This is a genomic window from Aquabacterium sp. A3 (assembly GCF_038069945.1).
Classification (GTDB): Bacteria; Pseudomonadota; Gammaproteobacteria; order Burkholderiales; family Burkholderiaceae_C; genus Aquabacterium.
In genome coordinates, this window is the sequence record NZ_JBBPEV010000003.1 from 34,596 (window position 1) to 55,349 (window position 20,754).

The window sequence follows — 20,754 nt, forward strand, 5'->3', positions numbered from 1 at the left end:
GCAGTTCATCAAGAACTGGATGGTGCAATCTGGTGGCGCAGGGCCAAAGCCTGATGTGTGCCCTCAAAGCGGCTTTGTTTGTCCAGGGGGCGCAGCAGTTTGTCGAGCAGCTCGGTGGCCGCACGCGTGCGACCGAGCTGGTGCAGCAGCGCGGCCAGGTGGGTGGTGGCGCGGATGCGCGCGGGCACGGCGCCCAGGGCGGTGGCCGTGGACAGGGCGCTGCGCAAGGCTTCTTCGGCGCCTTCCAGGTCGCCCGTGGCCTGCCGGGCGCGCCCCTGAACATCCAGCAATTCGCCCAGGTACGCCCGGTCCTGGTGGTCCAGGCAAACGTCCATGGCCTGGGTCATGAGCCGGTCGCATTCCGAGGGGTGGCCCGCCGCCAGCAAGACTTCACCCAGCTTCCACGCGTGGAAGGAATAGAACAGACGGCCACCGTTGCGCAGCATGTGCACCTCGAAGCCATCGCGGATGGCGGTCTCCGCCTCGTCATAGCGATGTTGGGTCAGCAGGTGCACGCCCCGGAAGATCTGCCCCACCCCCTGGTAGAACACGAAGCCATGGCGTGCCGAGAGCTGTTCGAGTTCGCAGGCCAGCGCGCCCATGGCGTCGGTGTCGTTGAACAGGCACGACAGCCACGCGGCCCCTTGCAGCGCGATGGCCTGGTTGAAGGGGTGATCTGCGGTTTGCTCCACCCGGGTCACCAGCCGACGTCGGGCCGCTTCGGCGCGGTCGAAGTCGCCCACCTGGAAGGCGGCCAGGCCCTCGAAGTTCAACGCCAGGCCGACCAGGTCAAAGCCCTGGGTGCGGCAGCGCTCCTGGTTGCCCACGGGCACCAGACCACCCCGCTGCAGGCAGGCCAGCGCCTCGCCGCTGTCGCCCAGCCAGAACAAGGTGTTGGCCATGGCCACGTGGGCCTCGGCCACCAGGTCGGCGTCGCCGCTGCCCTGAGCGCGTTGCAGCATCTCCTGCACCGTGCCCCGTGCTTTGCCCAGGTCCATGGCCATCAACTGGGCCGTCCAGATGCCAAACAGGATCGAGCTCAGTTCAGCGTCGTCCACGATGCCATCGCCCACCGCGAAGGCGGCTTCATAAGCGGCCAGCGCATCGGCGCTCAGCCATCCCTCCAGCGCCCGAAGGCTGACGCCCAGCTGGCGGTGCAGGTCGTAGCTCAGGCGGCGGGATTCGGGCGTTTCGCTGGTGTTGCGCAGCCGGTCCAGACCCATGCGCAGCAAGGGCACGGCCTCTTTGAAGGCGGCCGCCTGGATGTGTCGCTCGGCGTCGTCGAGGCAGTCTTGAGCGGTGCGCTGCCGGTCACTGCGGGCCGCCAGGCGCCGCTCGACGGCCTTGCGGCTCACGCCCAGCAGCCGGGCTGCAGCCGATTTGTTGTCGTCGCTGAGCTGCATGGCCCGGTCGATCAACAGTTGTTCGGCCATGGCCAGTTTGTCTTCTCCCGGCAGGCTCAGCAAGGCGTCGGCCAGCGAAATCGGATCCACCTGCTCGTCCAACGCCACAGGATCGAGGAAGCGCTCCAGCTCTTCCAGGGTGATGTGGGCGTGTTCCGAGAGCACGCCCAGGCGGTCCACCACGCTGCGCAACTGCCGGATGTGTCCGGGCCACTGGTGGTTCTGCAGGCGCTGCAGCGCCGCTTCGCTGAAGCTCAGCGAGCGCGCTTGCAGCGACGCAAAGTGCTTGACCAGCTCCGGGATGTCTTCGCGGCGCTGCTCCAGACCAGGCACCTGCAGCACGAACACCGCCAGGCGGTAGTACAGGTCTTCGCGGAAGGTGCCGACCTTGACCAGGGCCTCGAGGTCTCGGTGGGACGCTGCCACCACCCGCCCCGAAAAGCGTTTGACCTCGGTCGACCCCAGTGGGCGAAACGAGCGGGTCTCCAGCACGCGCAGCAGTTTGGGCTGCAAGGCCAGCGGCAACTCGCCGATCTCGTCGAGGAACAGGGTGCCGGTGCCCACCCGCTCGAAGTAGCCCGGATGGCTGCTGACGGCCCCCGTGAAGGCGCCTTTGGCGTAACCGAACAATTCGGCCTCGACCAGGTGCTCTGGCAGGGCGCCACAGTTGATGTCCATGAAGGGCGCCTGCGGCTGCCGACCTCGGCGGTGAATCAGCTGCGCCATCACCTCCTTGCCCGATCCGGTGGGGCCGGAAATGAGCACGGCCCGGTCGGTGTGCGCCACGCGATCCAGCATCCGCAACAATTGCTGAAAAGCGGGGGCGTGCCCAACCACACCCGTGTCGGTGTGGGCCAGCGTGGGGAGCAGCGTTTGCATGGAAAGCTTTTGTAAAAACGTCATCCATCCTACCCGAAATCGTCCACCAGGTTCTTGCAAATGGACGTTTTCGTCCATGAGTTTGGGCTGAAATCGCCCTGATTCTGGAAATTCAGCCGATATGGGGGCTGGCACACAGCTTGCAGTAAAGGTGGTGAATGCCAGGCTCTTCAAATCCGGGACATGGTGGCGCCAGTGCCCCGGATCGAGCCGTATCACAACAAGGCATCTGCTCAGGGAATCGCGCCGCCAGAAGTACAGGGAGAGTCTTCACGCCATGCAGGAGCCGACCCTCGACCACCGTCAGGCCAATCCTCACGCCCTGGCCACGATCATGAAGGCCAGCGAAGAGGGCCAGATCGTGGCCCACCAGGACATCCTGGACGACCGGGGCGTCAAGTTGTGGGCCAAGGGGCAGCCGGTGTCGCGCGAGTTGCAGCAACGCTTGCTGGAGCGCAAGCTGCGCGAACCGCTGGAGTCGTGTTTGCGGGCCGAAGACGGTGTCACCCACCACGATTTGCAGGTCACTGCCGAGCGCTTGCTGGCCGAACTGCCCGCCCTGCGCAGCGGCGTGGGGCCATGGGCCGACGCCCTGTTGGCCGACATCGCCCACCTGCCCCTGCACCCGGTGGCTCAACTGCTGTTGACGGCCGGTCGCAGTCATTCGCCACAAGCCCACGACCATGCGGTCATGGCCATGATGCTGGCAGGGGCCTTGGGCATCCATGCGGGGGGCGATCGTTACCAGGTGCGGATGCACATGCTGGGAGGGCTCCTGCACGACCTCGGCGAGCTGTACATCCAGCCCGATTACCTGCATGACGACCGACCGGTCAGCCCGGAGTCCTGGCGTCACATCTGCGTGCATCCCCGCGTGGGCGAGATGCTGCTGCAGCAACAAACCGATTACCCAAGAGAGTTGTGCCGCGCCATCGGCGAGCACCACGAGCGGGGCAATGGCCTGGGCTATCCCCTGCGGGCGCGGCAGGTCAGTTGGTTGGGCAAGCGTCTGGCAGCCGTCGAGACCTTCATGGGCGTGCTGTCCAGCCAGGCGCCTGATGCCTGGGATCACGCGGCATTGGCCGTGCGCTTGCTGCCCAGCGAGTTCGATGAGGTGGCCGCCGGGTTCGCCAGTCAGGCGGCGCGTCGCCACGGGGCGGACCACCCGGCCTCGCCGGTGGCGGTGGACGCCGATCAGGTCTGGGCCCGGGCGCAGTCGCACAAGCAGGGCATCCAGGCGGCGTTACGGGCCTCATGGAAGCTGGCCTCGTCGGCCGAGCCTCGGTTGACGGCGGCCGCTGGCCTGATCACGCCGATCCTGGAAGAGCTGATGCGGGCGTGTGACGCCCTGGGTCTGTGGGCGCCACGGCACCTGCTGGGAGGCTCGCTGCATGAACTGCATCTGGCCAACCAGGAGCTGGACTTCAGGATCCAGACCTTGCCCCGGGTGATGTGCTGGCTGGACGAGCGCTGGTCGCCCGAAGAGCGGCTGGCGCTCGACGACGTCTGGAGCGCCTTGCAGGGGCGTCAGGCAGAACTCGAACCCGCCTGATCCTGGTGGAAGCGCCCGAGCAGGGTGGACGCCTCAGCGCGACCGTGCGGCCACGAAAGCGCCGCCAGACACCAGCAGCAGCCCGGCCACCAACCAGGGAGTGAGGGGCTCGTCCAGCAAGGGAACGGCGCCCAGGCCCGCCATCACCGGCACCAGCGCCACCAGGGCGCCCGTGCGTTCGGCGCCCAGCAGCTCCACCGCCTTCAGGAACAACACCATCGCCAGGATGGTGGGCCCCAGGCCCTGATACAGCCCTTGCAGCACCAGCATCTCGGTGGGCACCTCATGCAGTGCCTTGGGCAGCCACAGCAGGTAAATGGGCATGAACACCAGGCATGAGGCCAGGGCCACGAACCGCGTCAGCAGCCAGGGGTCGTACACCCATTTTTTCACCAGCACGCTGTAAGCCGCCCAGGTGAGTGAGGCCAAGAGCATCAGCAGGTCGCCCGTCAGGGTGCTGTCGCCTTCGTGGTGTCCCAGCACCTGGGGCACCGCCACGCAGGCCACGCCCAGGGCAATCGGCAGCAGGCCCCACAGGCGTTGCCGTGAGGGCCGCGCGCCCAGAATCACCCACGCCAGCGCGGTCACCAAAAACGGCTGCATGCCCGGCAGCAGGATGCCGCCGTGGGCGGCGGGCGCCAGCTTGAAGCCCGCGTACACCAGCACCAAAAACAGCAGGCCACCCAGCAGGGCCAGCGTCCACAATCGCAGGTCGCGCCAGGCCGCGCGCGGGATGTTCAGCGCAAACGGCAGCAGCACCAGCGAGGCGGTGCCCAGGCGAAGGGCCACGATGTCCCACCCGGTCAGTGCGGTCTTGCCCCCCAGGCGAGACACCAGGATGAACCCAGCCCAGATCAACACGGTGCCCAGGGCCGCCGCGTAGCCCCGGGTCAGTCCGGGACTTGAGCTCGATGCTGGATCAGACGGTGCCATGCGCGACGGCCACGGCCGTCATGTTGACGATGCGCCGCACCGTGGCCGAGGGCGTCAGGATGTGCACCGGCTTGGCCGCACCCAGCAGGATGGGGCCCACGGTCACGCCCTGGCCACCCGTCATCTTCAACACATTGAAGAGGATGTTGGCGGCGTCCAGGTTCGGGCAGATCAGGATGTTGGCCGTGCCGTCCAGCGTGGTTTCGGGCATCAGCTTGTGGCGCACCGATTCACTCAGTGCCGCATCGCCCTGCATCTCGCCATCGGCCGGCACATCCGGCATGCGCTGGATGAACAGGTCGCGCGCCGTGCGCATCTTCTTGGCCGACGGACGGCTGCTGGAGCCGAACATCGAGTGCGACAGGAAGGCCACGCGCGGTGGCAGGCCAAAACGCTTGACCTCTTCCACGGCCAGCACGGCGATGTCGGCCAGCTGTTCGGCCGTCGGGTCTTCGTTGACGAAGGTGTCGGCGATGAACAGGTTGTGGTTGTCCAGGATGAGCGCGTTCAGCGCGGCCAGGCCATGGGCCTCGGGGCGTGCGCCGATCACTTCGCGGATGTGGTCGAGGTGGAAGTCGTAGCGCCCGATGACGCCGCAGATCATGCCGTCGGCATCGCCCATGTGCACCAGCAGGGTTGCGATCAGCGAGTTGGAGCGCCGCACCACCACCTTGGCCAGGTCGGGCGAGATGCCATCGCGGGCACACAGCTTGTGGTACGCGTCCACATACGACTTGAATCGGTCGTCTTTACCGGGGTTGACGATTTCGCAGTCCACGCCGGGTTGCAGGCGCAGACCGGCCCGCTCGGCGCGCTGCAGGATGACTTCAGGCCGGCCGACCAGGATGGGCTTGGCGATGCCTTCGTCCACGGCGATCTGGGCGGCGCGCAGCACGCGCTCATCCTCACCTTCGGCAAAGGCGATACGCTTGGGCGCGGCCTTGGCCCCCAGGAACAGCGGGCGCATGAACAGGCCCGTGTTGGTCACGAATTGCGACAGCGACTCGCGGTAGGCCTTGAGGTCGGCGATGGGGCGCGTGGCCACGCCCGAGGCGGCAGCGGCCTCGGCCACGGCGGGTGCGATGCGCAGGATCAGGCGCGAATCAAACGGCGTGGGGATCAGGTAGTCCGGGCCGAAGCGCAGTTCGCGCCCCGGGTAGGCGGCGGCCACCTCGTCGGATATCTCGGCCTTGGCCAGGTCGGCGATCTGGCGCACGCAGGCCAGCTTCATGGCCTCGGTGATCTTGGTGGCGCCGCAGTCCAGCGCGCCCCGGAAGATGTAGGGGAAGCACAGGACGTTGTTGACCTGGTTCGGGTAGTCCGACCGGCCCGTGGCGATGATGCAGTCGGGGCGGGCCGCCTTGGCGATTTCGGGGCGGATTTCGGGCTCGGGGTTGGCCAGCGCCAGGATCAGCGGCTTGTCGGCCATGGTCTTGACCATGTCGGCGGTCAGCACGCCCGGGGCCGAGCAGCCCAGGAACACGTCGGCCCCGTCGACCACGTCGGCCAGGGTGCGGGCGTTGGTGATCTGGCAGAAGCGTTGCTTGGACTCGTCGAGCTTGCCCGCCTTGGCGTCGGCGCGTTCGCTCTGGATCAGGCCCTTGGAGTCGCACACATAGATGTTCTTGCGTTGCACGCCCAGGCCCACCATCACTTCCAGGCAGGCGATGGCGGCGGCGCCTGCGCCCGAGACGGCGATCTTGACCTCACCGATCTGCTTGCCCACCAGCTCCAGGCCGTTGAGCAGCGCGGCGCTGGAGATGATGGCCGTGCCGTGCTGGTCGTCATGGAACACGGGGATGTTCATGCGGTCCGACAGCTTCTTCTCGATGTAGAAGCACTCGGGCGCCTTGATGTCCTCGAGGTTGATGCCGCCCAGCGTGGGCTCCAGCGCGGCGATGATGTCCACCAGCTTGTCGGGGTCGCGCTCGGCCAGTTCGATGTCGAACACGTCGATGCCGGCGAACTTCTTGAACAGGCAGCCTTTGCCTTCCATCACCGGCTTGGAGGCCAGCGGGCCGATGTCGCCCAGGCCCAGCACGGCGGTGCCGTTGGTCACCACGGCCACCAGGTTGCCGCGCGAGGTGTACTCGGCCGCCAGGGTCGGGTCTTGCTCGATGGCCAGGCAGGGGTAGGCCACCCCGGGCGAATACGCCAGAGACAGGTCACGCTGGTTGGACAGGGGTTTGGTGGGGGTCACCGACACCTTGCCACGGGTGGGCAGGCGGTGGAACTCCAGGGCGGCATCGCGCAGCGATTGCTCGGCATCGGACAGGGGCTTGTCGGCACTCATGGCGGTGAACGGTTTCTCCGGACAGGGCGTGCATGGTAAGCGATCCGCCCGTGAGATATCTGACACCGAGTGTGTCAACATTGATTCGAGTGTGCGGACAACCCCCTGTCCGCCATGCTGGGCACATGGTGAAATCAAGTTTGGCGCCAATTGGTCGAATCCCACATGGATTGTTCACCCGTTTGATGAGAAGCAGCCCTGGATGACCCCAGACCACGTGTCCGCGTTGAGGCATTGGCCGGCCGCCTTGCGCCAGGCCTGGCATTCGGTGGTGCCTCATGAGTCGGTGGATGGGCCACTGGTTCGGCACTTTCGGGCCCGTCAGATCATGGCCCTGCTGGCCTTGCTGCCCTTGATCGCCACGGGCAATGTGGTCAACACGCTCATCATCGGCTGGTATTTCCGGGCCCATTTGCCCCACACCTGGTTGTGGGCTTGGTGCCTGGTGGCCACCGTCAGCCTGGTCGTGGCGTATTTCTGGTGGCGTGCCCTGATCCAGTCGGGGCGTCGCCCCACGGCCGATCCCAGCGCCACCTCCATCATCGCGGCACAGGTGGTGTTTTTTTCGCTGCTGTGGTGTGCGATGCCCGTGCTGGTGTTCCCGCAGGCCGATCACCATGGGTCCATGCTGATCGCCACCGTGATCGTGGGCATGATCTGTGGTGGGGCCTTCATGCTCAGCCCCGTGGCGCCAGCGGCCCTGGCCTACGTCGGGGGCATGGGGGTGGCCAGCGCGGTCGGCTTGATGCGTTCCAGCTATGCCAGCGGCGGCGCGCTCCTGGTGTTGCTGGCCGTGTATTGCGTGATCATGGGTGGTGTGGTGCTGACCACCGCGCAGGCGTTCATGAGCCGCTTGCGGGCCGAGGCCGAGACCGAGCGCCAAAAGCAACTGGTTGATCTGTTGCTGCGCGATTTTGAAGAGCACGCCTCTGACTGGCTGTGGGAAATCTCGCCCACGGGGCATTTGCGCCATGTGTCGGCTCGCCTGTCCGAATCCTTCGGGGTGCCTGCCCGCCAGCTGGTGCAGCGCTCTTTGCTGGACTGGCTGAGCTGGATGAGTCCCAAGGACGCGGTCGACGGAGGAGAAGCCCTGGCGCGTCTGACCTCGTGCATGCGGCTGGGGCAGCCGTTCCGCGACCTGGAACTGCCGGTGGAAGTGGGGCAGGAGCTGCGCTGGTGGTCGCTGTCGGCCAAGCCCTTGTTTGATGAGCAGGGGCGGGCGGCAGGCTGGCGCGGGGTGGGCGCCGACGTCACCCAGAAGCGGCTGGCGCGGGAAGAGTTGGCCCGCCTGGCCAATTTTGATGCCCTGACAGGACTGGCCAACCGCCACCGGTTCAGCAAGGAGCTGGACCGCCTGGGCCATCGAGCGAGCGTCACGCCCCGAGACTGCGCCTTGCTGTTCCTGGACCTGGACAACTTCAAGGCCATCAATGATTCACTGGGCCACAGCGTGGGTGACCAGCTCTTGCGCCGCGTGGGCGCCCGTTTGCGCACATGCGTGGCCGACGGTGACCTGCTGGCCAGGCTGGGGGGCGATGAGTTTGCCCTGTTGACCTGGCACCACACCTCGGAGCCGTCGGCCTCCGCCCTGGCCGAGCGCCTGCTGACGCTGCTGGCCGAGCCGTGTCAACTGGACAATGTCCTGGTGGAGGTGCGCGCCAGCATCGGGGTGGCGCTGGCGCCGCGCGATGGGGCCGATCCGCAGTCCTTGCTGCAGTGCGCCGATCTGGCCTTGTACGCTGCGAAGGCGGCAGGACGCAACACCCACCGGTTCTTTCGGCCCGACATGGCCGACATGGCGCGCGCCCGAGCACGCCTGCAGCATGAACTGGGCATGGCGCTGGCGGCGCAGCAGTTCACCCTGCATTTCCAGCCGCAGCGCCGCCTGGTGGGCAATGAGCTGATCGGCTTCGAGGCGCTGGTGCGCTGGCAGCACTCCGAGCGGGGGCTGATCGGGCCGGGCGAATTCATCCCGGTGGCTGAAGAGACCGGTCAGATCGTGCCCCTGGGCACCTGGGTGTTGCGCGAGGCGTGCCGTCAGGCGGCGCAATGGCCGGGCCACCTCCGCGTGGCCGTCAACCTGTCGGCCGTGCAGTTTCGCAGCAGCGCCCTGATCGAGCTGGTGGATGAAGCCCTGTCGCTCAGCGGTCTGGCCCCCGAACGGCTGGAGCTGGAAATCACCGAGTCGGCCCTGATCGAAGACCATGAAGGCGCACAAGCCACCCTGATGGCCTTGCGCAGTCGTGGCGTGCGGGTGGCCATGGACGACTTCGGCACGGGTTATTCGTCCTTGGCCTACCTGCGGCGCTTCACCCTGGACAAACTCAAGATCGATGGCATGTTCGTGCGTTCGCTCGACAGCGACGCCGACGCGCAGGCCGTGGTCATGGCCATCATCAGCCTGGCCCGCGCACTGAGGCTGGAGACCACCGCCGAAGGCATCGAAACCCCAGGCCAGCTGATGATGCTCAAGGCGCTGGGCTGCGACGACGTGCAGGGCTACCTGATCGCGCGGCCGATGCCGGCGTCCGAAGTGCCCGCTTATCTGAGCAAGGTGCAGGCCGTGACGGTGTGATGATGCGCGCTGACCAGGGAACCTTGAGGCGCCCGGACGCACCAAACACTGCCCACTGTGCTGCGCAGTGACAGAGCGGTGGGTCATGGGCCGGTGATACATTGGCAGGATTGAAGGGCTTCGGAGATGACCCGGGCCCCATGCTTCAACAGAGGAACGAACGATGAAGTGGATGCAAGTCTTGATGCGTTGGATGATGGCCTCGCTGTTCATGGTGGCCAGCCTGGGGGCGCAGGCCTCTTCGCCCACCGGCGAGTACGTGCTGGGAGCGGGCGACCAGATCCGTATCACCGTGTTTCAAAGCCCCGACCTGTTGCTGGAGACCCGCGTCAATGCCGCAGGCTCCATCTCCTACCCGTTGATCGGGTCGGTACAGCTCGGCGGCTTGACCGTCAGCCAGGCCGAGCAGAAGATCGCCAACGCCTTGCGTGAGGGCAACTTCCTCAAGCAACCGCAGGTGTCGATCCTGGTGCTGGCCGTCAAGTCCAACCAGGTCTCGGTGCTGGGCTACGTGAACCGCCCGGGCCGTTACCCCCTGGAGGCCGGTACCTCCAAGGTCAGCGAAGTGCTGGCCCAGGCCGGCGGCATCCTGCCGGGCAGTGGCTCGGAGATGATCGTCGTCACCGGCACTCGCGATGGCAAGCCGTTCCGCAAGGAGATTGACTTCCCGCTGATCTTCTCGGCCGCCGGCGGTGGCAACGACGTGGTGCTGCAAAACGGCGATGCGATTTTCGTGGACCGCGCGCCGCAGATCTACATGTACGGTGAAGTGCAGCGTCCGGGCACGCAAATCCTGCTGCGCGACACCACGCTGTTGCAGGCCCTGGCCACGGGTGGTGGTCTGACCCTGCGCGGCACCGAGCGTGGCATCCGCGTGCACCGCCGTGACGCCTCGGGTCAGGTCAAGGTGATCCAGCCCGAGATGAACGACAAGTTGCAGCCTGGCGACGTGATCTACGTCCGCGAGAGCCTGTTCTGATCACTCCGGCCGCTGCCAGGCGGCCGCGAAGAAACCATCTGTGGCGTGGCGATGAGGCCACAGCCGCAGGTGGCCTGCGGGGGTGACCAGTTCATCGGCCCGTGCCACACCGGCCTGCGTCAGCAGGCCGTTGGCATTCATGGGCTGCCATTCGGGCATCTCGGCCTGGAAAGCGGCCACCACGTCTTCGTTTTCCGCCGGCAGCAGGCTGCAGGTGGCGTAGACCAGGCGTCCGCCAGGTTTGAGCAGGCGGGCAGCGCTGCGCAAAATGGCCAGTTGCTTTTCGCGCAGTTCCTGAACGGCCTGCGGGCTTTGGCGCCATTTCAGATCGGGGTTGCGGCGCAGGGTGCCCAGGCCCGAACAGGGCGCGTCCACCAGCACGCGGTCGATCTTGCCGGCCAGGCGCTTGATGCGCTCATCGCGCTCGTGCGCAATCTGGGCGGCATACACGTTCGACAGCCCGCTGCGGGCCAGGCGCGGCTTGAGCTTGTCCAGGCGGTGGCCCGACACGTCAAAGGCGTACAGCCGGCCGGTGTTGCGCATCATGGCGCCCATGGCCAGGGTCTTGCCGCCGGCGCCGGCGCAAAAATCCACCACCATCTCGCCGCGTTTGGCGCCGGTCATCAGGGCCAGCAACTGGCTGCCTTCGTCTTGCACCTCCACATGGCCGCCCACGAACAGGGGCAGTTTTTGCAAGGCGGGCTTGCCCTGCAGGCGCAGCCCGATGGGCGAGTAAGGGGTGGGCTCGGCGGTCAGGCCGGCCTCGGCCAGGGCGGCGCTCACCTCGTCGCGTTTGGCCTTGACCTCGTTGACCCGCAAATCCAGCGGCGCCCCGCCCGAGAAGGTGTCGACCAGTGCCCAGAAGCCCTCGTCCCCCAATTCGGCCTTCAAGGGGTTGGCCAGCCAGTCGGGCAGGTTGTGACGCAGTTTTTCGGGCAGCGTGCTGCGGTCGATTTGTTGGGTGCGCTCCAGCCAGGCCAGTTCGTCAACCGTCAGGCCATTTTTGAGCACATGGGGCTGGCCTTGCCAGGCCAGGATCACCATGCGGCGCTCCATGGGACCGTGACCGGATTGGGCCAGGTGGGCCCACAGCAGGCGCTGGCGCAGCACGGCGTAGGCCGTTTCGGCCAGGGCGTGACGCTCGCGCACGCCCAGCGACTTCTGGCGCTTGAAGAACAGGGACACGAGGCCGTCGGCAGGGGCGTCGAGCTTGAGCACCTCACGGACGAGCTGGGTCGTGAGATCGAGGAGGACTTTGGGATGCATGGACGTGATTATCCCGCGCCCGCTCCCATTCCGGGGGCGCCCACAGGTGTTTCATGCGTTGACCCCAGGGGCCGGGCCGTGCGATGTCGCGCAGCATGTGCACCCACTCGTGCACCGTCAGCCACAGCGGGTTGTGGCTGCGCACCTGGCGCACCAGGCCGTAATCCACGGGCTCGCGCTCTTCCACGAAGGTGCCGAACAGGCGATCGAAAATGATCAGCGTGCCACCGTAATTGCGGTCGATGTAGGCCGGGTTGCGACCATGGTGGGCCCGGTGGTGCGAGGGGGTGTTGAAGATGAACTCGATGGGGGCGGGCAGTTTGTCCACCCACTGGGTGTGGATGAAGAACTGGTAGGCCAGGTTCATGGACAGTGCAAACAGCACCCACCCAGGCTCAAAGCCGATGAACACCATGGGCGTGTAGAACAGCCAGTTGCCGGCAAAGCTGTACAGCCAGCTTTGGCGCATGGCGGTGGTGAAGTTCATGTGTTCGGAGCCATGGTGCACCACATGGGCGCACCAGAACCAGCGGATGCGGTGGCTGGCGCGGTGAAACCAGTAGTAGCAAAACTCCACGCCCAGGTACAGGGCTGCAAACGTCCAGGCCGTCACCTCGATGGTCATCAGTCGGTGCTCGTGGGCCCAGTTCATGGCGGGCAGCACAAACGCCACCACCAGCATCACGTCCAGCACGGTGTAGATGCCGCCCAGGGTCATGCTGTCCAGAGAGTCGCGCAGCTCGTACACCGGGCGGCCGTTCGCGCCGAGGGTGCGGCGCATGCGCCACCACTCCAGCACCACGGCGGCAAAAAAGACGGGCATCAACAACACCAGCACCCAGTCACGCACCTGCGTGTGGCTCAGGGCATTCACCGCATGGCCCCAAACAGCAAACCAATCGGACATCACACACCACTCGGACGAGATCACGACAAGCAGGATCTTCCGACGACGCCCCCCATGCTGGCTTGACATCGTCAGACAAATTCTTGACGTATCGCGTCATTCTTCATGGGAACGCCTCCCGTGAAGTACCGATGGTCAGCCGCGCGACGGCTGGGCATGATCCGTTCATCTCAGGGTGGCCGAATGATGTCCGAGTCTCGCATTGCTGCTTCTTATGCCCGCTTGCTGCACGACTATCTGCAGCGGCAAGGTCACGATCCGTCTGCCGTTTTGGGTCCACAGACGTTGACCACGCAACACTTTGTGCCCATGGCGGTGTGGCAGACGTGGCTGGCCGCCGTGGATGACCACGAAGGTCGCCGTCCGGCGCTGGGCTTGCGCATCGCCGAGGGCGTCCGCGCCCAGCACTTTGGTGTGGTCGGGTACGCGGCGCTGGCGTGCGCCAACCTGGGCGAGGCGCTGCAGCGCATGGAGCGCTTCCACGCGTCGGTCTACGACGCCAATCCGGCGCACCTGTCGGTGCACGGCGACACCGTGTGCATCGAGTGGGGGGTGGCGCGTGGCCGGCCTGGCGCGCTGGTGGATGAAACCGGCCTGGCCTCGCTGGTGCAATTGTCCCGGGACCTGGTGGGCAAGCACATCCCGGCGCGCGAAGTGTGGTTTGTCAACGAGACTCCGGCAGACTTGGCGCCTTACCGGCAGTTCTTTGGTGGCGAGGTGCGCTTCGACATGCCCTGTACCCGGCTGGTGCTGGACGCGGCCTGGCTGGCCCATCCTTTGCGCAAGTCCGACCCAGAACTGCTGGCGATGATGGACCGCCAGGCAGAGGCCTTGCTGCAACTGGTGTCGCAGGTGCCATCGGCCATCGAGGCGTGGCGCCGCAGCCTGGTGCCCTTGATTCGCGAGGGCCGCACGACGCTGGCCGAGTTGGCGCGCCTGCACCACACCAGCCCCCGCAGCCTGCAGCGACGCCTGGCGGACCAGGGCACCACGTTCCAGGCCTTGCTGGACGAGACCCGGCGCCACCTGGCCGAGGCCCACCTCAAGGAGGGGCGGCTGGACCTGGCAGAGATCGCCTTGTTGTTGGGCTACTCCGAGCAAAGTGCGTTCACGCGCGCCTTCCGGGCGTGGACGGGGCAACCGCCCGCCCAATGGCGCAGGGCCCAATTGCGAGGAGCCTCATTGCCGGGGGCTTCTGTGCACACGCCCGCGCCATGAAGCCGATGAACGAGGGGGCGTGCGTGACCCTGCCTGCGGCCCCCGTCAACCTGCTCACACAGGGGCAGCCCTGTGTGGGCCGACATGCCGGCTGCCTGCCCATGGTGGACTTGCGCCACCTGCCCGCGCCCTGGGCCCGCTCGGCCTGGTGGCGGCGCTTTCACCACAAGCGCTGGCAGTACGTGGGCATCGGATCGTCCACGGTGTTCGTGGGGCTGGCGGTGGTGGACCTGGGCTGGGCGGCCACCGCGTTTGTGTATGTGTTCGATCGCCTGCGGCGTCGCCTGCTGCTGGATTGGTCTGCCGATGGTTTGCCCGGTTGGCATGGCAGTGTGTCTGACCACCCGGTCATGGGCATGCACAGCCGCTTCGAGGGCCGTGGGGGCACGCTGACCCTGACCCAGCAAGGCGATGGCGGCCCCTTGCAGGTGGACGTCCGGCTGCATGAACTGTCGTTGCAGGCCGCGCTGTCGTGGCACGATCGACCGCCATTCCTGCTGGCCGTGGGGCCGGTGGAGGGCGGCTCGCTGCACACCACCCACAAGTCACCCGGCCTGCCGGTGCAGGGCACGCTGCAGTGCCAGGGCCAGCACCTTGACCTGGGCAAGGCGGTGGCCTGCCTGGACAGCTCCAATGGGCTGCTGCCTCGGCGAACCCGCTGGCGATGGGCGTGTGCGCATGACCTGGACCTGGGCTTCAACCTCCAGTCGGGGTATTTTGGCGGACACGAAAACGCGCTGTGGCTGGACGGGCAACTGCGCCCCCTGGGCGCCGCGACCTTCCAGTTTGATGAAGGCAACCCGCTGGCCGAATGGCGCATCCGCACCGAGGACGACTTGCTGGACCTGAGGTTTCAGCCCGAGGGCGCCCGCAGCGACGACCGCCACTGGGGGGTGGCGGCCACGCGTTACGTACAGCCCGTGGGCACCTTTCACGGACGGGTGCGGGCCGACCAACGCAGCCCGTGGCGCCTGGTCGAGCACCTGGTGGGGGTGACCGAAGACCACGACTCCTTGTGGTGACCGCGCCCGACCGGGCCCTCACTCGTACTTCAGCCGCGCATCGTTGGGAATGCCTTTGATCGGGCATTCCGCCGTGCCCACGGTGGGGCGCGTGATGGCCTCCACCTTGGCCTGGGCGGCCATGGGGTCGGTGATCCACTCGCGGTAGAAGTCGTAAGGGCACTCGGCCACGCCCTTGTCGCCTTCGCCCGAGTTGATCTTGCCCGTGTAGCCGCGGTGCAGGAGCTTGAACAAATGGTTCTGCGATTGCGAGGTGGCGCGCGCGTCACGGATCAGCCGCTTGCTCAGCTGCGCGTACTGGATGCCGTAGTCCTCTTCGCCGCACTCGCCCAGCGTGCGCCCGTCGAAGCCGATGATGGCGCTGTGCCCGAAGTAGCTGTAGACGCCATCGAAGCCCGCCGCGTTGGCCACGGCCACGTAGCTGTTGTTGGCCCAGGCCATGGCCTTGGCCATCAACACCTGCTGGTCTTTGGCCGGGTACATGTAGCCCTGACAGCGCACGATCAGCTCGGCGCCCTTCATCGCGCAGTCGCGCCAGATCTCGGGGTAGTTGCCGTCGTCGCAGATGATCAGGCTGACCTTCATGCCCTTGGGGCCGTCCGACACATAGGTCTTGTCGCCGGGGTACCAGCCCTCGATCGGCGTCCACGGCATGATCTTGCGGTACTTCTGCACGATCTCGCCCTGGTCGTTCATCAGGATGAGGGTGTTGTAGGGCACCTTGTTGGGGTGGTCTTCGTGGCGCTCACCCGTCAGCGAGAACACGCCCCAGACCTTGGCATTGCGGCAGGCCTGCGCAAAGATGTCGGTCACGTCGCCGGGAATGCTCACGGCGGTGTCCATCATCTCCTGCTTGTCGTACATGATCCCATGGGTGCTGTACTCGGGGAAGATGACCAGGTCCAGGCCGGGCAGGCCCAGCTTCATGCCCTCGATCATCTGTCTGATCTTGTGGGCGTTGTCGATGACCTCGGCCGTGGTGTGCAGCCGGGGCATCTTGTAATTGACGACCGCGACGCCGACGGTGTCGTCGCTGCTGGAGATATCGCCGTGCAACATGGTGCGCTCCTGTCGGGGGTGGAAGACCCCTGATTCTGGAAAGCGCCTCGCATCCACCCAATACGTTGTTTGACGTACAAGTCCGCCCGCTGGCGGCACAATCGGGCTCATGTGGACACAGATCATCGAGGCCGACCTGGGCCACCCTGAGCACGCCGACGCCATCGTCATGCTGCTGGACGTGTATGCGCGCGACCCGGCCGGCGGCGGCCAGGCCTTGAACGATCGCGTGCGTGAGCGCCTGGTGCCCGAGTTGCGCAAGCGCACCGGGGTGCATGTGGCGCTGGCTTTCGAGGGCGATGAGGCCGTGGGCATGGCCATCTGCATGGAAGGGTTCTCAACCTTCGTGTGCGAGCCCCTGCTCAATGTGCACGACCTGGTGGTGCACCCGTCCCGCCGAGGGCAGGGCCTGGCTGGCCAGTTGCTGGCCGAGGTCGAGCGCATCGCGCGCCAGCGCGGCTGTTGCAAGGTCACGCTGGAGGTGCTGGAGGGCAACACCTCTGCGCAGGCCGCGTACCGCCGCGCCGGTTTTGAAGGCTACCAGCTCGACCCGGTCATGGGACGGGCCATGTTCTGGCAGAAATGGCTGTCTTGAGCAGCCCACCAAGGAGACCGACGATGTCTGATGCGCGAGCCACCTTCACCCGGATGGAACACAGCACCCAGGACGACTGGGCGGTGATCATGCCGCAGGCCATGAAAATGGCGCAGGGCCTGCCAGACCGGGTGCTGGCCCATTTGCGGCTGCTGGACGGGGATTTTGGCGGGTTTCCGGTGGACCGGCTGACCCATTGCCTGCAGGCGGCCACGCTGGCCGAGCGCGATGGCCGAGACGAGGAGTACATCGTGTGTGCGCTGCTGCACGACATCGGTGACACCCTGGGCAGCTACAACCATCCAGACATCGCCGCGGCCATCCTCAAGCCCTTCGTGAGCGAAGCGCACTTGTGGATGGTGCAGCACCACGGCATCTTCCAGGGCTACAACTTCTTTCACCACATCGGGCTGGACCGCCACATGCGTGACCAGTTTGCCGAGCACCCACACAGCGCCTTGACGGCCGAGTTCGTGGCCCGGTACGACAACCCGGCCTTCGATCCAGCGGCCGCCTTCCAGCCTTTGAGCCACTTTGAGCCCATGGTGCGCCGCGTGATGGCCGCCCCCAGGCAATCGGTGTACAAGGCAGCGCTCGCCGCCTCGCCGACGCGCTGAGGCCTCAGCCCTTCATGAGCTTGCGCGACAACCACACCGAGCCGGGCTGGTACCACGAGCCCAGCAAGCGCACAAAGAAATCCATCAGCTTGGCGTCCGGGCCCACCAGCACGCGACGCTGATTGCGCTCCACCGCCCGCAGGATCTGCAGGGCGGCGCTTTCGGCCGTGGTCACGTTGAGCATCTTGTCAAAGCGCGAGCGGGCCGCTTCGGCTTGCCCGCCGGTGGCCTGGTCCATGCTCTGGTCCATCTTGGCCGCCCGGGCGATGTTGGTGCGGATGCCACCCGGGTGCACGCAGGTGGCGCTCACGCCGCACTTCTCCAGGTCCAACTCCTGACGCAAGGCTTCGGTGAAGCCGCGCACCGCGAACTTGCTGCTGTTGTACGTGCCCTGGGTGGGCGAGGCCAGCAGGCCGAACAGGCTGGAGGTGTTGACGATGTGGCCCTCGCCGGCGCGCTTGAGGTGCGGCAGGAAGGCCTGCGTGCCCCACACCACACCCCAGAAATTGATGCCCATGATCCACTGGAAGTCTTCGGGTTTGACGGTCTCCAGGAAGGCGCCCAGGGCCACGCCGGCGTTGTTGAACACCAGGTTGACCTTGCCGTGGTCCCGCGCGGCCTGATCGGCCCAGGCGAACACCTCGTCGCGGTCGGCCACATTCACCTTGGCGGTGGTGACCTTCACGCCCAGCTTGCCGGCCAGAAGGGCGGTCTCGGCCAGGCCGGCCTCGTTCACGTCACTCAGCGCCAGGTGGCAGCCGCGGCGGGCCAGTTCCAGCGCCAGGGTGCGCCCCATGCCGGAGGCCGCGCCGGTGATGGCGGCCACTTTGCCGTTGAAGTTCTTCATGGTCGGGGTTCCTTGATCAACTGAAGCGGTGGTGCGCGGGCTTGAAGGCCTTGCACATCTGGCGGAAGGTGAAGCTGAAGCCCGGGAACATGGCGATCACGTGGCCGCTCTTGCTCTTGTACCAGCTGTTGCAGCCGCCCCAGTGCCACACGGTTTTCTTCATCTCGCGGTGGATCATGCTGGTGTAGTCGGCCTCGGCCTGCGTGGTCACCTCGATGGTCTTGGCGCCTTTCTTTTCGGTGGCGGCGATGGCGCGTGCGATGTACTCCATCTGCGCCTCGATCACGAAGATGGCCGAGGTGTGGCCGATGCCGGTGTTGGGGCCCGTGACCACGAACAGGTTGGGGAAGCCCGGCATCATGGTGCCCAGGTAGGCGCGTGGGTATTCGGCCCAGTACTGCGCCACGGTGGTGCCGCCCTGGCCGATCACTGGGTAGCTGATCACGCCGTCGGTGGCGTCGTAGCCGGTGGCGTAGACGATGGCGTCCACATCCACCTGCTCGCCCTTGGTGGTCAGGATGCCGCGTGCGTTGATCTCGGCGATGCCGTCGTCCTTGGTGTGCAAGGACACATTGGGCCGCGCCAGCGCCGGGTACAGCGTGCTCGACAAGATGATGCGTTTGCAGCCGATGGTGAAATCGGGCGTGACCGCCGCTTGCATCTTCGGGTCTTTGAGTTGCGCCTTGATGTGTTGTTGGGCGGGACGCTGCGCGACCAGGTGCAGGCCCAGCTTGCTGTACTTGAAGCCCAGCATGCGCAGCTCCAGCTCCCAGTAAATGGCCGTGCGCAGCATCTTGTAGATGAGCTTGTTGCCCAGCAAGGCGCGCTGCCAGGGCTTGAAGACCCGGTCAGGGCGCGGCAGCACCCAGTGTGGTGTGCGCTGGAACACGTGCAGCTTGCCCAGCTTGGGCGCGATGGCCGGAATCACCTGTGCGGCCGAGGCGCCGCTGCCGATGATGGCCACGCGCTTGCCCTCCAGCGGGTAGTCGTGGTTCCAGTTGTTGGTGTGCCAGGTGGTGCCCTCGAAGGTGTCGCGGCCCTTGAAGTTGGGAATCACGGGTGTGGACAAGGGCCCCGAGGCGTTGATGAGGTATTTGGCCAGGAACTGCCCTTGGGTGCTGGTGTCGATCACCCACAGCTTGCGGGCCTCATCCCACTGCACCTGCTGCACATCGGCGTTCAGGCGCACCTTGTCGTCCAGCTTGTGCTTCTTGATGCAGTACTTGGTGTACTCCACCAGCTCGTGCTGTTCGGCGAACATCTGCGACCAGGGATAGGGCTCGAACGACAGCGAGTACAGCGGCGACTGCACGTCCACGGCTGCACCGGGGTAGCTGTTCTGGCTCCAGGTGCCCCCGATCCAGGGGCGGCGCTCCAGGATCAGGAAGTCGTCGACGCCGATGCGGCGCAGGTAGTGGGCGGCGGCCTGGCCGCCGAAGCCGCTGCCGATGATGATCGCGGTGAACTGCTGCATGTTGAGGGGGCGCGTGGTGGGCGTTACAAGTGAAGATGAATGTCGTCAGTTTACAAGTGACGATGAATGTCGTCAAATACGGGGATGACCCGATCCTCTGTTTCGTCCTCGTCGGGGCGTGCCTATGCCGGCGAAAGCCTGGGCGAACGCGTGGCGCGCCGACGAGCGCAGTTTCTTGAAGCCGGGCTGGAGGTGTTCGGCACCACCGGCTACCGCACGGCCACCGTGCGGCAATTGTGTCGACAGGCGGCGTTGACGGACCGGTACTTTTACGAGTCTTTTGGCGGCCTGGAAGACCTGCTGGTGGCCGTGTACGAGCGCCAGTTCGACCAGTTGCAGCAGGTGGTGTTGCAGGCCCTGGCGGAGGACGCGGTGTTGAGCGATCCGATGTCGGCCGTGGAGGCCGGCCTGCAAGCGCTGTTTGACATGGCCTCTGACCCCCGCGTGGCGCGGGTGTGCTGGCTGGAGGTTCTGGGCGTCAGCCCCCGGGTGGATGCGGTGTACACACGCACCTTCGAGCGGTTTGCGAGCCTGGTGGTGGCGTTTGCCCGGCAGCGTTTTCCCAACCTTGACGTCTCTGACGACGAGGCCCGGGTGCTGGGCTATGCGCTGATCGGCGCGGTCAGTCTTCCCGTGCAGCAGTGGCTGCTGGGCGGCTACCAGGAGGAGCGCGCCACGCTGGTGGCGGCGACCGCCCGGGTCTACCGCAGCGTGATCGCCAGCCTGGCGTGAGCCTTTGGAACTGACCTCAGTGGCTGATCATCCACGGGCGCTTGGTGGGAAAGGCTTTGGCCCCGTTGGGCGCCGTGACCGTCGCGCTGCGGATGCCTTTGCTCGTGCTGCAGCAGCCACAGCCTGAGGGGTGGCGCAAGCGCCCATAATTTCCATACGCGCCCTCGGCGTAGCCCTTTGAACTCATGGGCGCATGGCGCGCTGTTTCATTGCGGTCCATGGCCGTGCGTGTGTCGCTGCTCAGGCAGGCCAGGCGTGGGGCGCTGACGAACACGCGCGGTGATGCGGTGCCGCAGTCGGGACAGGCGGCCGGCTCGTTGCGCTCGGCCAGGCTGCGAAAGGCGTCGAAGCCCCCGCAGCTCGGACAGTCGTAGTCGTAGGTGGGCATGCGGGGGCTCCTGGC

17 protein-coding genes are annotated in these 20,754 nt (G+C 66.2%); 8 read left to right on the forward strand and 9 right to left on the reverse strand.

Annotated elements, in window-relative coordinates; all coding sequences use genetic code 11:
- Window positions 1-8: 8 nt before the first annotated feature.
- Window positions 9-2,282 (reverse strand): sigma 54-interacting transcriptional regulator, encoded by a 2,274-nt coding sequence (locus WNB94_RS11810; RefSeq protein ID WP_341390609.1) that lies wholly within the window; start codon window positions 2,280-2,282, stop codon window positions 9-11.
- Window positions 2,283-2,559: 277 nt separating this feature from the next.
- On the opposite strand from WNB94_RS11810, the gene WNB94_RS11815 reads away from it, so the two are divergent.
- Window positions 2,560-3,834: an HD-GYP domain-containing protein gene (locus WNB94_RS11815; RefSeq protein ID WP_341390610.1), complete on the forward strand. Its 1,275-nt coding sequence runs from the start codon at window positions 2,560-2,562 to the stop codon at window positions 3,832-3,834.
- Between the two features lie 33 nt (window positions 3,835-3,867).
- On the opposite strand, the gene WNB94_RS11820 is transcribed toward WNB94_RS11815, so the two are convergent.
- Together WNB94_RS11820 and WNB94_RS11825 are read right to left on the reverse strand one after the other, a co-directional pair.
- On the reverse strand, window positions 3,868-4,767 hold the full coding sequence (locus WNB94_RS11820; RefSeq protein WP_341390611.1) for a DMT family transporter: 900 nt from the start codon (window positions 4,765-4,767) through the stop codon (window positions 3,868-3,870).
- Window positions 4,754-7,060 carry an NADP-dependent malic enzyme gene (locus WNB94_RS11825; RefSeq protein WP_341390612.1) on the reverse strand — a complete coding sequence of 769 codons (2,307 nt, stop codon included), beginning with the start codon at window positions 7,058-7,060 and terminating at the stop codon, window positions 4,754-4,756. Before WNB94_RS11825 ends, WNB94_RS11820 begins: the two co-directional genes overlap by 14 nt.
- A 202-nt stretch (window positions 7,061-7,262) precedes the next feature.
- On the opposite strand from WNB94_RS11825, the gene WNB94_RS11830 reads away from it, so the two are divergent.
- Together WNB94_RS11830 and epsE are read left to right on the forward strand one after the other, a co-directional pair.
- Window positions 7,263-9,635 (forward strand): putative bifunctional diguanylate cyclase/phosphodiesterase, encoded by a 2,373-nt coding sequence (locus tag WNB94_RS11830; RefSeq protein WP_341390613.1) that lies wholly within the window; start codon window positions 7,263-7,265, stop codon window positions 9,633-9,635.
- Window positions 9,636-9,798: 163 nt separating this feature from the next.
- The gene (epsE, locus tag WNB94_RS11835) at window positions 9,799-10,614 is read left to right on the forward strand and encodes a polysaccharide export protein EpsE (protein WP_341390614.1); all 816 of its coding nucleotides are present in this window, start codon (window positions 9,799-9,801) and stop codon (window positions 10,612-10,614) included.
- Here the strand turns inward: epsE and WNB94_RS11840 are convergent, their stop codons facing one another.
- Window positions 10,615-11,880: an RsmB/NOP family class I SAM-dependent RNA methyltransferase gene (locus WNB94_RS11840; protein WP_341390615.1), complete on the reverse strand. Its 1,266-nt coding sequence runs from the start codon at window positions 11,878-11,880 to the stop codon at window positions 10,615-10,617.
- The gene (locus tag WNB94_RS11845) at window positions 11,834-12,787 is read right to left on the reverse strand and encodes a sterol desaturase family protein (RefSeq protein ID WP_341390616.1); all 954 of its coding nucleotides are present in this window, start codon (window positions 12,785-12,787) and stop codon (window positions 11,834-11,836) included. Before WNB94_RS11845 ends, WNB94_RS11840 begins: the two co-directional genes overlap by 47 nt.
- Window positions 12,788-12,943: 156 nt before the next feature.
- On the opposite strand from WNB94_RS11845, the gene WNB94_RS11850 reads away from it, so the two are divergent.
- Complete coding sequence (locus WNB94_RS11850; RefSeq protein WP_341390617.1) at window positions 12,944-14,005, forward strand: AraC family transcriptional regulator; 1,062 nt, start codon at window positions 12,944-12,946, stop codon at window positions 14,003-14,005.
- On the forward strand, window positions 14,002-15,027 hold the full coding sequence (locus tag WNB94_RS11855) for a DUF2804 domain-containing protein (RefSeq protein WP_341390618.1): 1,026 nt from the start codon (window positions 14,002-14,004) through the stop codon (window positions 15,025-15,027). The genes WNB94_RS11850 and WNB94_RS11855 overlap by 4 nt, the downstream gene beginning before the upstream one ends.
- 18 nt (window positions 15,028-15,045) lie before the next feature.
- Here WNB94_RS11855 and WNB94_RS11860 read toward each other — a convergent pair whose 3' ends face one another.
- Entirely contained in the window at window positions 15,046-16,086 is a 1,041-nt protein-coding gene (locus WNB94_RS11860; protein WP_341390619.1) for an aliphatic amidase, read from the reverse strand.
- 109 nt (window positions 16,087-16,195) lie between these two features.
- Between WNB94_RS11860 and WNB94_RS11865 the strand changes: the two genes are divergently transcribed.
- Both WNB94_RS11865 and WNB94_RS11870 read left to right on the forward strand, forming a co-directional pair.
- On the forward strand, window positions 16,196-16,681 hold the full coding sequence (locus tag WNB94_RS11865; protein WP_341390620.1) for a GNAT family N-acetyltransferase: 486 nt from the start codon (window positions 16,196-16,198) through the stop codon (window positions 16,679-16,681).
- Window positions 16,682-16,704: 23 nt separating this feature from the next.
- Complete coding sequence (locus WNB94_RS11870) at window positions 16,705-17,298, forward strand: HD domain-containing protein (protein ID WP_341390621.1); 594 nt, start codon at window positions 16,705-16,707, stop codon at window positions 17,296-17,298.
- A gap of 4 nt (window positions 17,299-17,302) precedes the next feature.
- Here the strand turns inward: WNB94_RS11870 and WNB94_RS11875 are convergent, their stop codons facing one another.
- On the reverse strand, window positions 17,303-18,145 hold the full coding sequence (locus tag WNB94_RS11875) for an SDR family NAD(P)-dependent oxidoreductase (RefSeq protein WP_341390622.1): 843 nt from the start codon (window positions 18,143-18,145) through the stop codon (window positions 17,303-17,305).
- A gap of 16 nt (window positions 18,146-18,161) precedes the next feature.
- Window positions 18,162-19,619, reverse strand: coding sequence for a flavin-containing monooxygenase (locus tag WNB94_RS11880; protein WP_341390623.1), 1,458 nt, complete (start codon window positions 19,617-19,619; stop codon window positions 18,162-18,164).
- Window positions 19,620-19,703: 84 nt separating this feature from the next.
- On the opposite strand from WNB94_RS11880, the gene WNB94_RS11885 reads away from it, so the two are divergent.
- Complete coding sequence (locus WNB94_RS11885) at window positions 19,704-20,351, forward strand: TetR/AcrR family transcriptional regulator (protein WP_341390624.1); 648 nt, start codon at window positions 19,704-19,706, stop codon at window positions 20,349-20,351.
- 16 nt (window positions 20,352-20,367) lie between these two features.
- Here the strand turns inward: WNB94_RS11885 and WNB94_RS11890 are convergent, their stop codons facing one another.
- Window positions 20,368-20,739: an FmdB family zinc ribbon protein gene (locus WNB94_RS11890; RefSeq protein ID WP_341390625.1), complete on the reverse strand. Its 372-nt coding sequence runs from the start codon at window positions 20,737-20,739 to the stop codon at window positions 20,368-20,370.
- Window positions 20,740-20,754 lie beyond the last annotated feature (15 nt).